7 protein-coding genes and 1 pseudogene are annotated in these 11,734 nt (G+C 64.6%); 4 read left to right on the top strand and 4 right to left on the bottom strand.

Annotation, left to right across the window (positions count from 1 at the left end; all coding sequences use genetic code 11):
- The first annotated feature begins 17 nt into the window (after positions 1-17).
- Genes betI through betA form a run of 3 tightly spaced genes read left to right on the top strand, consistent with a single transcriptional unit; the run spans position 18 to position 3,866 of the window.
- On the top strand, positions 18-632 hold the full coding sequence (gene betI, locus AB3X98_RS23820; RefSeq protein ID WP_342946227.1) for a transcriptional regulator BetI: 615 nt from the start codon (positions 18-20) through the stop codon (positions 630-632).
- A 19-nt stretch (positions 633-651) separates the two neighbouring features.
- Entirely contained in the window at positions 652-2,121 is a 1,470-nt protein-coding gene (gene betB / locus AB3X98_RS23815; protein ID WP_368603531.1) for a betaine-aldehyde dehydrogenase, read from the top strand.
- A gap of 11 nt (positions 2,122-2,132) precedes the next feature.
- Positions 2,133-3,866 (top strand): choline dehydrogenase, encoded by a 1,734-nt coding sequence (betA, locus tag AB3X98_RS23810; protein WP_368603532.1) that lies wholly within the window; start codon positions 2,133-2,135, stop codon positions 3,864-3,866.
- A gap of 184 nt (positions 3,867-4,050) precedes the next feature.
- On the opposite strand, the pseudogene AB3X98_RS23805 reads toward betA, so the two are convergent.
- From AB3X98_RS23805 to AB3X98_RS23795, 3 genes and pseudogenes are all read right to left on the bottom strand, one after another.
- Positions 4,051-5,622, bottom strand: a pseudogene (locus AB3X98_RS23805) (APC family permease); the annotation flags it as partial.
- Positions 5,623-5,796: 174 nt separating this feature from the next.
- Positions 5,797-6,747 carry a choline ABC transporter substrate-binding protein gene (locus AB3X98_RS23800; protein ID WP_368603533.1) on the bottom strand — a complete coding sequence of 317 codons (951 nt, stop codon included), beginning with the start codon at positions 6,745-6,747 and terminating at the stop codon, positions 5,797-5,799.
- A gap of 218 nt (positions 6,748-6,965) precedes the next feature.
- On the bottom strand, positions 6,966-7,874 hold the full coding sequence (locus AB3X98_RS23795; RefSeq protein ID WP_368603534.1) for a LysR family transcriptional regulator: 909 nt from the start codon (positions 7,872-7,874) through the stop codon (positions 6,966-6,968).
- Between the two features lie 127 nt (positions 7,875-8,001).
- Between AB3X98_RS23795 and metE the strand changes: the two genes are divergently transcribed.
- The gene (gene metE / locus AB3X98_RS23790) at positions 8,002-10,296 is read left to right on the top strand and encodes a 5-methyltetrahydropteroyltriglutamate--homocysteine S-methyltransferase (RefSeq protein ID WP_368603535.1); all 2,295 of its coding nucleotides are present in this window, start codon (positions 8,002-8,004) and stop codon (positions 10,294-10,296) included.
- A gap of 86 nt (positions 10,297-10,382) precedes the next feature.
- Here metE and AB3X98_RS23785 read toward each other — a convergent pair whose 3' ends face one another.
- Positions 10,383-11,711 carry an MFS transporter gene (locus AB3X98_RS23785; protein ID WP_368603536.1) on the bottom strand — a complete coding sequence of 443 codons (1,329 nt, stop codon included), beginning with the start codon at positions 11,709-11,711 and terminating at the stop codon, positions 10,383-10,385.
- Between the last annotated feature and the right edge of the window lie 23 nt (positions 11,712-11,734).

Genomic DNA, 11,734 nt, shown 5'->3' with positions numbered 1-11,734 from the left:
AATCGCCCGGAATCACCATGCCCAAGATCGGAATGCGCGACGTGCGCCGCGCGCAACTCATCGACGCCACCTTGCAATCGATCGACCAGTCGGGTCTCTCCGGCACCACGCTCGCCACCGTCGCGCAGCACGCGAAGATTTCGACTGGCATCGTCAGTCACTATTTCGGCGGCAAGGACGGCCTGCTCGAAGCCACCATGCGCCACGTGCTACATGACCTCTGGGAGGCCACGGTGCGGCGTCGCCTCGCCGCGAAAGACGAACCGCGTGCGCGTTTGCGCGCCATCGTCGCGGCTAATTTCGACGTATCGCAGGTGAACGCACCCGTCATGAAGACGTGGCTCGCGTTCTGGGCCGAGAGCATGCATCAGCCCGCGCTGCGCCGGCTGCAGCGCGTCAACACGCGACGGCTCCATTCGAACCTCTGCGCGGAGTTCGAAAAGGTGTTGCCAGGGGCCGCGGCCCGGCGCGCCGCAAGCGGACTCGCTGCGTTGATCGACGGCCTCTGGCTGCGCGGCGCGCTCACGGGCGAACCGTTCGACACGAAGGCCGCGCTGCGCGTGGCCAACGACTACATCGACCTGCTGCTCGAAGCGCGCGCCAAGCCGCGCTCGGGCAAGTCGACCAGATAACCCGGCCCGGAGCCAATCGATGTCCCTCTTTCCCCTGCAACGCCTCTTCATCGACGGCACCTATACCGACGCCACCAGCGGCGAAACGTTCGACACCTACGATCCCGCCACCTGCGCCAGGCTCGCCACGGTCCAGCACGCAAGCGCCGCCGATATCGACCGCGCCGTGCAGTCGGCCCGTAACGGCCAACGCATCTGGGCCGCCATGACGGCCATGCAGCGCTCGCGCGTGATGCGGCGCGCGGTCGACTTGCTGCGTGAGCGCAACGACGAACTCGCGGCGCTCGAAACCAGCGACACGGGCAAGCCGATCGCCGAAACGCGCAGCGTGGACATCGTCACCGGTGCCGACGTGATCGAGTACTACGCGGGCCTCGCGCCCGCGCTCGAAGGCCAGCAAATCCCGCTGCGCGAAAGCGCGTTCGTCTACACGCGGCGCGAGCCGCTGGGGGTCACGGCGGGCATTGGTGCATGGAACTATCCGCTGCAGATCGCGTGCTGGAAATCGGCGCCCGCGCTCGCAGCCGGCAACGCCATGATCTTCAAGCCGAGCGAGATCACGCCGCTTTCGGCCTCGAAGCTCGCCGAGATCTATATCGAGGCGGGCGTGCCGCCCGGCGTGTTCAACGTGGTCCACGGCGACGGCCGTGTGGGCGCCATGCTGAGCGTGCATCCCGGCATCGAGAAGATTTCGTTTACGGGCGGCGTCGAAACGGGCAAGAAGGTCATGGCGGCCGCGGGCGGCTCCACGCTCAAGGAAGTCACGATGGAACTGGGCGGCAAGTCGCCGCTCATCGTCTTCGAAGACGCCGACCTCGAGCGCGCCGCCGATATCGCCGTGACCGCCAACTTCTTCAGCGCGGGCCAGGTATGCACCAACGCCACGCGCGTGTTCGTCCATCAATCGGTCATTGCCGCCTTCGAGGCTCTCGTGCTCGAACGCGTGCAGCGCATCCGCGTGGGCAATCCCGCCGATCCGGCCACCAACTTCGGGCCGCTCGCGAGCGCCGCGCAGCTCGACAAGGTGCTCGGCTATATCGAGAGCGGCAAGCGCGAAGGCGCGCGGCTGCTCGCGGGCGGCGCGCGCCTCACGCAGGGCGACTTCGCGCGCGGCCAGTACGTGCAGCCCACCGTGTTCTCCGGTTGCCGCGACGACATGCGCATCGTGCAGGAGGAAATCTTCGGGCCGGTGATGAGCATTCTTGCCTTCGCCAACGAAGTCGAAGTGATCGCACGCGCCAACGAATCGCTTTACGGCCTGGCCGCCGGTGTCGTGACCGAAAGCCTCTCTCGCGCGCACCGCGTGATTCATCGGCTCGAAGCCGGCATCTGCTGGATCAATACCTGGGGCGAGTCCCCCGCCGAAATGCCCGTGGGCGGCTACAAGCAGTCGGGCGTGGGCCGCGAGAACGGCATCACCACGCTCGAGCACTACACGCGCCTCAAATCCGTCCAGGTGGAACTGGGACCGTATCAGCCCGTTTTCTGAGGGAGTTCTGCATGGCAGCGCAAGAGTACGACTACATCATCATCGGCGCGGGATCGGCGGGCAACGTCCTTGCCGCGCGCCTCACCGAGGACCGCGACGCGACGGTGCTGCTGCTCGAAGCGGGCGGCCCCGACTACCGCTTCGATTTCCGCACGCAGATGCCCGCGGCGCTCGCCTACCCGTTGCAAGGCCGCCGCTACAACTGGGCCTACGAGACCGATCCCGAGCCGCACATGAACAACCGGCGCATGGAATGCGGACGCGGCAAGGGGCTGGGCGGGTCGTCGCTCATCAACGGCATGTGCTATATCCGCGGCAATGCGCTCGACTACGACGGCTGGGCCGAGCGCAAGGGGCTCGAGAACTGGAGCTATCTGGACTGCCTGCCCTATTTCCGCAAAGCCGAAACGCGCGACGTCGGCGCGAACGACTATCACGGCGGCGAAGGTCCCGTGCACGTGACGACGAGCAAGCCGGGCGTGAACCCGCTCTTCGAGGCGATGATCGAGGCGGGCGTGCAGGCGGGCTATGCGCGCACCGACGACCTCAACGGCTACCGCCAGGAAGGCTTCGGGCCGATGGACCGCACCGTGACCGCCAAAGGCCGGCGCGCGAGCACCGCGCGCGGCTATCTGGATCAGGCAAAGCATCGGCCCAACATCGACATCGTCACGCACGCGGTGACGGACCGCATTCTGTTCAGCGGCAAGCGGGCATGTGGCGTCGTCTTTCTCGACGGGCCCGCGCGTGTGACCCGCTACGCGCGCCGCGAAGTGCTGCTGTGTGCGGGTGCGATCGCCTCGCCGCAGATCCTGCAGCGCTCGGGCGTCGGTCCCGGTGCATGGCTGCGGGAACTCGACATTCCCATTGTGCTCGATCTGCCGGGCGTCGGGCAGAATCTTCAGGACCACCTGGAAATGTACATGCAGTACGAGTGCAAGGAGCCCGTCTCGCTCTACCCTGCGCTCCTCATGCGCAATCAACCGGCGATTGGCCTTGAATGGATGCTGCGCGGCACCGGCATTGGCGCGAGCAATCATTTCGAGGCGGGTGGCTTCATTCGCACGCGCGACGACGATCCGTGGCCGAACCTTCAGTATCACTTCCTGCCCGTCGCGATCAACTACAACGGCAGCAATGCGATCAAGATGCACGGCTTCCAGGCGCACGTGGGCTCGATGCGCTCGCCGAGCCGCGGGCGAGTGAAGCTGCGCTCGCGCGATCCGCGCCAGCATCCGTCGATCTTCTTCAACTACATGGCCGAAGCGCTCGACTGGCGCGAGTTCCGCGACGCAATTCGCATCACGCGCGAAATCATTGCGCAGCCCGCGCTCGACCGGTTTCGCGGACGCGAGTTGAATCCCGGCGCGGCGCTCAAGACCGACGCCGAGATCGATGCTTTCGTGCGCGACCGCGCGGAAACCGCGTATCACCCCTCGTGTTCGTGTGCGATGGGCTACGACGACATGGCGGTGGTGGACGGCGAAGGCCGCGTCCATGGACTCGACGGCCTGCGTGTCGTGGACGCGTCGATCATGCCGCGCATCACCACCGGCAACCTCAATGCGCCGACCATCATGATCGCGGAGAAGATCGCGGATCGCATACGCGGGCGCGAAGCGCTTGCGCGTTCGCATGCGCCGTATTTTGTGGCGAATGGGACGCCGGCACGGGGCCCGGATTTCTCCGCGGCGGATGGCGCGTCGCGCAAGAAGAAAGTACGCGCACATAGCGTGACGCTTTAAGCAACGCTAATGGGCCAGAGTCGTCGCGCAAGGAGTTGCGCAGCGACTCTGGCTTTTTCTTCGGGTTCATCGAATATCCAGCCGCGATCAGTCCAGTAAAAGGCACAACAACAGGAAGAGCCAAAAAAAACGCGGCACCACGCGAGCACCCCGCCCGCACGATGCCGCCAACACTGAAGTCAACTCAGACCGACGCGGCCAGCCAATGCGAAACGGCAATCGTCAGCGCCGCCGCAACGAGCGCGCCATAAGGCGCAAGACTCAACCACCGGCTGCGCACCGGCACGCTCACTTCCATATCGAGCGCACTGCCCGCCGGAAACCGCCCGCGATCTTGCCAGTAATGCCGGAAAGCAAACACCGGCACGATCAGCAGCATGGCAATGAGGCCATCGCGCAGCGTCCCCTCGCCTTGCAGATTGGCGCCCGCGCCCACGAACACGAGATTCGCATAGCCGCACAGCGCACCGAGCGCGAGGAGCCACGTCGGGCAACGAAACGGCCGCGGCCAGGCGCTACGGTCCATCCGATGAATCCAGCCGGACTGAAGGTTCAGGAACACGAACAACATGTAGCAGACGTTCGAGATCGAAAGCACCGTCATATAGTCCGACATCGCGAGCAGGATGAGATTGAAACCGAGATCGGTCCACATCGCCGCCGTCGGCGCGCCGTGCTCGTTCACGCGCGAGAGGTAGCGCGGCAGCCAGCCGTCCACCGAAGCCTGATAGAGCGTGCGCGACGAACCCATCATCGACGTCATCACGATCAGCAAGATGGAAAGCATCAGCATCACCACCACGGCGTTGCCCACCCAGGCGCCGCCGCCCACCATCGCGGCCATCGCGGTGCCCACACCGGTGCCGTCGCCGATGCGCGGATCGAGCATCATCGCCGTACCAAGCGAGCCCTGAAACGCGAGCGGAACGAGCGTCATCACCACGAGGCAAAGCGCGCCCGACCAGAAGATCGCCCGCGCCGTATCGCGCCGCGGGTCGCGAAACTCGCGCGTGTAGCACACCGCCGTTTCGAAGCCGTACGATGCCCATCCCGCCATGAACATCGCGCCCAGCGCCATGACCACGCCCTGCCCGTTCCACGTGCCGAACACCGCCGCGGTGAGATTGCCGTGCGCGTCGTGGCCGAGCGGCAGCAGCGGAAACAGATGCTTGGCGGGAACATCGCCCGTGACGAAGGGCACGAGCCCGACGATCAAAAGCGGCGTGAGCGATGCGATGCCGAGAATCTTCTGCGTTTTCGCCGCCTTCGAAGCGCCGCTGTGCTGAAGCCGGAACGTGATGAGCAGGAACGCCGCGGCGATCAGGAACGTCGCGTTGATGCGCAGCGTGAGACCCGGCTTGATGAAGTCCAGGTTGGCGATCGTCCAGTGCCACTGCAGGATGGCCGCTTCGGGCGCGAACAGCGTGGCGAGCGCGTAGTTGGCGGCAAGTCCGCAGCCCAGCGCCAGCATGGGCGACCACGCCAGCCAGTTGCACCACACGGAAACCGGCGCGATCATCTTGCTGTAGCGGACCCAGCCAATTGCTCCGTACACCGAAGCACCGCCCGACTTGTGCGGAAAGAGCCCTGAAATCTCGGCGTAAGTGGCGCTTTGCACGAGGCCCATCGTGATCGATGCGATCCAGATGGCCCAGGCCGGCTGGCCGATGGTCGCGCAAACGCCGCCAATCGTGAACAGCACGCCCGCGGGCACGCCGCTCGTCACCCAGAACGCATCTTTCCATGTGAGGCCGCGCTGCAGCGCATGGCCATGACCGCCTCGTGCGGCGCTCTCCTCTGCGCCATGCGTACCGATTCCTGCTTGCTCCATCTGCCTCCTCCTCTTTTGAACGCTAATCAACCAAAATTGCCGCGCAAATAGGGATGTACCGCAGGGTTGTCCGCGGCTTTCGCCGCGGACAACGGCACGTCAGTGCACGCCCAGCGAGGCGCGCACGGCAGGCAGGCCCGGCTTGCCGTCGAGCGTGGTCACGCCGGCGAGCCAGTTGTCGAGCACCTGCGGATTGCTGCGCAGCCAGTCGGCGGCGGCCTTGTTGGGGTCCTCCTTGTTGGCGATCGGCACCATCAAATGGTTCTCGATGGCAGTCGTGAACTGCAGGTTGGAGACGAACTTCGCCACGTTCGGGCAGCGCGCGGCATAGTCGGGCGGTTCCGCGGTCAGCACGCGCGCCGCGCCGTAGTCAGGCCCGAACACCGCGTCGCCGCCCGAGAGATAGTCGATCTTCATCTGCACGTTCATGGGATGCGGCTCCCAGCCGAGGAACACGATCCATTGCTTCTCGCGCACGGCGCGGTTCACCTGCACGAGCATCCCCGCCTCGCTCGATTCGACGAGCTTGAATTTGCCGAGGCCGTACTGGTTCGCGCCGATCATCTTCTGGATCAGCGCGTTGCCGTCGTTGCCGGGTTCGATGCCGTAGATGCGTCCTTGCAGTTTGTCCGCGTACTTCGCGATGTCCTGAAACGATTTGAGGCCGCCTTGGTAGACGTAATCGGGAACGGCGAGCGTGTATTTCGCGCCCGTGAGATTGGGCGTCGAGAGCACCTTGATCGAACCCGACTTCGTGAAGGGCTCGATGATCGGGTCCATGGTCGGCGACCAGTAGCCGAGGAACACGTCGATCTGCTTGCTCTTGAGCCCTGCGAACGTGATCGGCACCGAGGCGATCGTCTTGGTCGGCGCATAGCCGAGCGCGCCGAGGATCGTCGACGCCACGCCCGTGGTCGCCGCGATATCGGTCCAGCCCACGTCGGCGAAGCGAACGTCCTTGCACGCGGCGGGATCGGCCGCGTAGGCGCTGGTGCAGAGAATGGCGGCGCACGCGAGCGCGCCTGTCTTAAGCAGGGGGAATCGGCACATCGTCATCTCCTCAGGAATCGAACTGCGTCGCAGGGTCATGAAGGCTCATGACACATGGTTGTCCGGCAAAAAGCCGACTAACGTAGCAATTGCGACGAGCAATTGCGCAGAAGCGACAAGCGATTCCAGCGAGTACCGATGAACAGCGACTTTAAGTTAATTGAACGATCAATATACGAACTTGTACGACGTTCCTTTCAATTTCAAAACGTGACCCATCAGCCTCGCACACGGGGCTGTTGCCAGACCGGGTCGCGTGCGAATTCGACGAACGATTTCAGGTAGTCGACCACGGCGTCGCCTTCGCGCGTGCCGAGAAAGATCTGCTTCGCGATGCCCTGCTTGCCGAGCTTCACGATCGCGAGCGGCATACGGTCTGCGTATTCCTCCGCGAGCCAGCGCGGCAACGCGGCCACGCCGCGATGGCTCGCGACCATCTGCAGCATGATGTCGGTCGTTTCGATCGTCTTGTGACGGCGTGGCGTGATGTTCGCGGGCCGCAAAAACTGGTTGTAGATATCGAGCCGGTCGGTATCCACGGGGTACGTGATGAGCGTTTCGTCGACTAGCTGCTCGGGCTTCACGTAGCGCACGTTCGCGAGCCGATGGTCTTCCGCGACCACCAGCACCTGCTCGTAGTCGAACACCGGATCGAAACGCAGTCCGGGCCGGTTGAGCGGATCGGGCGTGACCAGCACGTCGATGTCGTAGCCGATCAACGCACCGATGCCGCCAAACTGAAAACGCTGCTTCACGTCCACGTCGACGTCGGGCCAGCGCGCCAGATACGGCGAGACCACCTTGAGCAGCCACTGATAGCACGGGGCGCATTCCATGCCGATACGCAACGTGCCGCGCTCGCCCGCGGCGTACTGCTTCATGCGCTCTTCCGCGAGTTCGAACTGGGGCAGGAGCCGCTCGGCTAGCGAGAGCAGATATTGCCCGGCCTGCGTCAGCCGCAGGCTGCGCCCCTCGCGGTCCCAGATTTGCGTGCCGAGCTGCTGCTCGATCTTCTTGACCGTATGGCTCAGTGCCGACTGCGTGAGGAAAAGCGATTCCGCCGCTGCGGTCAGTGAGCCCTGGCGGGCGACTTCGCGGACGATGACAAGGTGAACGCGTTCGAGCATCAGGCGACCAGATGAAAAAAACTAATGGATGGATGAAATAATGCCATTTTTCTTCATCATCGGATACGTCTATCATCGCTGCCACTCTGGATCGTTTTCAGCACTTTCATTTCGGACGGCACCGCACATGGTCACCACGCACAATCTCGGCTTTCCGCGCATCGGCGCGAAACGCGAACTCAAATCCGGTCTGGAACGCTACTGGAAAGGCGAATCCTCGCGCGACGAACTGAAGGCGCTCGGCGCGCAACTGCGCAAGCGCCACTGGGAAAACCAGAAGGGTCTCGACTTCGTGCCGGCCGGTGACTTCGCGTTCTACGACCAGGTGCTCGACATGAGCTTCACGCTCGGCAACCTGCCCGAGCGCGTGCAGGGCTTCCACGGCGACAAGCTCGACAACTACTTCCGCGTGGCGCGTGGCCGCTCGGCGGCGGGCGCCGAGGACCATGCCGCGTGCTGCGGCGGCGTCGCGGCCGGCGAAATGACGAAGTGGTTCGACACGAACTATCACTACATCGTCCCCGAATTCACGGCCGATACGCAGTTCAACCTCGACACTTCGCGTCTTTCCGAGCAACTGCGCGAAGCCCGCGAACTGGGCGTGAAGGCCAAGCCCGTGATCATCGGGCCGCTCACTTACCTGTGGCTCGGCAAGGCCAAGGACGACTCGGACAAGCTGGCGCTGCTGCCGCGCCTTATGCCGGTCTATCGCGCACTGCTCGACTACTTCCGCGTGATGGACGTCGAATGGGTGCAGATCGACGAGCCGATTCTCGCGACCGAACTCGATCCGGCCTGGCGCGCCGCGTTTGCGACGGCGTATGAAGGCTTCGAGCTGCGCAGCGTCAAGCTGCTGCTGGCCACCTACTTCGGCCAGCTGCAGGACAATCTCGACCTCGCGTGCTCGCTGCCCGTCGACGGTCTGCATATCGACGCGATCAACGCCCGCGAAGAAGTCGCGCTGGCCGCGCAAAAGCTGCCTGCACAGAGCGTGCTCTCGGTGGGCGCGATCAACGGCCGCAACATCTGGAAGACGGATCTGAACGCCACGCTCGAATGGCTCGAGCCGCTCGCGAAGCAACTGGGCGAGCGCCTCTGGATCGCGCCGTCGTGCTCGCTGCTGCACGTGCCGGTGGATCTCGCGAGCGAAGAAAAGCTCGACGTCGAAATCCGTTCGTGGCTCGCGTTTGCGCTGCAAAAGCTCGACGAAGTGAAGGTGCTCGCCACGGCGCTCAATGCCGGCCGCGACAAGGTCGCAGCCGAACTCGCGGCAAACGCCGCCGCCGTTCAGGCGCGCCGCGAGTCGCCGCGCGTGAACAACCCCGCCGTGAAGGCCGCGATCGCCCGCATCGATGCGCAGCTCGGCAATCGTCAGCACGCCTATGCCGAGCGCGCCGCGAAGCAGGCCGCACGCCTGAAGCTGCCCGCCTTCCCGACCACCACGATCGGCTCGTTCCCGCAAACGGCGGAAATCCGCCAGGCGCGCAGCCAGTTCAAGAGCGGCGCGCTCGACGACGCGGGCTACCAGGCCGCCATGCGCGCCGAAATCGAGCGCAGCGTGCGAGAGCAGGAGCAACTGGGTCTCGATGTGCTCGTGCACGGCGAAGCCGAGCGCAACGACATGGTCGAATATTTCGGCGAGCAGCTCGACGGCTACGCGTTCAGCCAGTTCGGCTGGGTGCAGTCGTACGGCTCGCGCTGCGTGAAACCGCCTGTTCTGTTCGGCGACATCAGCCGCCCGAAGGCGATGACGGTGGAGTGGATCACCTACGCGCAGTCGCTCACGAACAAGCCCATGAAGGGCATGCTCACGGGCCCGGTGACGATCCTCAACTGGTCCTTCGTGCGTGACGACCAGCCGCGTTCGGTCTCGTGCTACCAGCTCGCGCTCGCCATTCGCGAAGAAGTGCTCGACCTGGAAAAGGCTGGCGTGGGCGTGATCCAGATCGACGAGGCCGCGCTGCGCGAAGGTCTGCCGCTACGCCGCGCGCAGTGGGGCGAGTATCTGCGCTGGGCCGTGGAATCGTTCCGCATCACGGCGAACGGCGTGGAAGACGAAACGCAGATCCATACGCACATGTGCTATTCGGAGTTCAACGACATCATTGCATCGATCGCCGATATGGACGCGGACGTCATCACGATCGAGACCTCGCGCTCGGACATGGAGCTGCTCGACGCGTTCGACGACTTCAGGTATCCGAACGAAATCGGGCCGGGCGTGTACGACATTCACTCTCCGAACATCCCGACCGAAGCGCACATCGTGCAACTGATGCAGAAGGCCGCCGGGCGCATTCCGGCAGAACGCCTGTGGGTCAACCCGGATTGCGGTCTGAAGACACGACAGTGGGCCGAGGTCATTCCGGCGCTGACCAACATGGTCGCTGCCGCCAAGGCGCTGCGCAGCCAGGTGCAATAAGGCGCTGAAGCGCCCCGAGCCATGGCGGGGATTCGGCTCGATGCGCGCGCCAGGGAAAGCGTTCACAGGCGTTCATGTTCGTCTCCTCAAGCCGCGTCCGCCGGCTGGCCCACCGTGCTGCGCGCCATGAACCAGTAGAACAGCGCCGCGCAGCCCGCAATCGCGCCGCCCATGATGAACGCCAGCGAATACGATCCGGTGCGGTCGACGATAAAGCCCGCCACGACCGGCGAGAACGCCCCGCCGAAATAGCCGCCGAAATTCTGGATCGAACTCACGGAAGCGACCATCGACGACGGGGCGATGTCGGCCGCGAGCGCCCACGCGTTGCCAATGGTGGCGGCGATGAACGCCAGCCCCAACGTCATCAGCGCGACGCTCGCGCCTATCGTGCTCGCCAATGGCAGCGCCGCCGCGCACACGCCCGCACCGATTGCACCCACCACGATCAGCATGCGCTTGGCGACCATGGGCGAAGCTATGCGGCGATCCACGAGTTTCTTCGCGATCCAGCCCGCGACGATCTCGCCCGCCGCGCCGCCGAACCACGGAATGCTCGCGTAGATACCCAGTTGTGCGAACGAAATATGAAAGCGATCGAGCAGATAGAGCGGCAGGAACACGAGGAATATATTCCACAGCCAGATCGCGCAGAAGTAGCCGAAGATCATGCCCCACACGCTGCGCGAGGCGAACAGCGCGCGCCAGCGAATGGGCGCCGTGGTGAGCGAGCGCTCGTGGCCGCCGCCGCCCGCTTCGATATAGGCGAATTCCTCGCGCGTGAGCCGCTTGCTTTGCGCGGGGTTGCGATAGAGAAACAGGAACAGCACGGCGAAGACGATGCCGATGGCGCCCGTCACGTGAAAGAGCGAGCGCCATCCGAAGGCGATCATCAACGCTACCAGCACGGCGGGCGCGAGCGCGGGGCCCCACTTCGACGATGAATCCCAGATGCCGGTGGCGAAGCCGCGCTCCTTGGCGGGAAACCACGCGGCCGTGATCTTGGCGGAGGTCGGCCAGCACGGCGCCTCGCCCACGGCGAGCAGCACGCGCATGACGATGAGGCCCGAGATCGACCCAACGACGCCGGTGAGCCACGTCGCCACGCTCCACCAGATCATGCCCACTGCATAGGCACGCTTCGCACCGAAGCGGTCGATGATCCAGCCCGCCGGCAACTGCATCACGGCGTAGGTCCACGCGAACACCGTGCCCAGCAAGCCGACTTGCGTGCGCGTGAGGCCCAGGTCGTGAATCATGCCGGGCGCGGCGATCGCGAGATTCGCGCGATCGAGGTAGTTGATGATGCCGCCGAACAGCAGCCAGATCAGCACGCGCCAGCGAAAATTCGCGGCGGTGGTGGCTGCGGCAGTCGATTGTGTGGTGGATGCGGTTGCAACCAGCTCGTCGTCCATCCTGTCTCCTCCTCGTTGGCCTA

The organism is Paraburkholderia sp. BR14312, from assembly GCF_040948675.1.
GTDB lineage: Bacteria > Pseudomonadota > Gammaproteobacteria > Burkholderiales > Burkholderiaceae > Paraburkholderia > Paraburkholderia nodosa_A.
The sequence above is the reverse complement of the archived record's forward strand: the minus strand, read 5'-3'. Positions and strand labels throughout refer to the sequence as shown.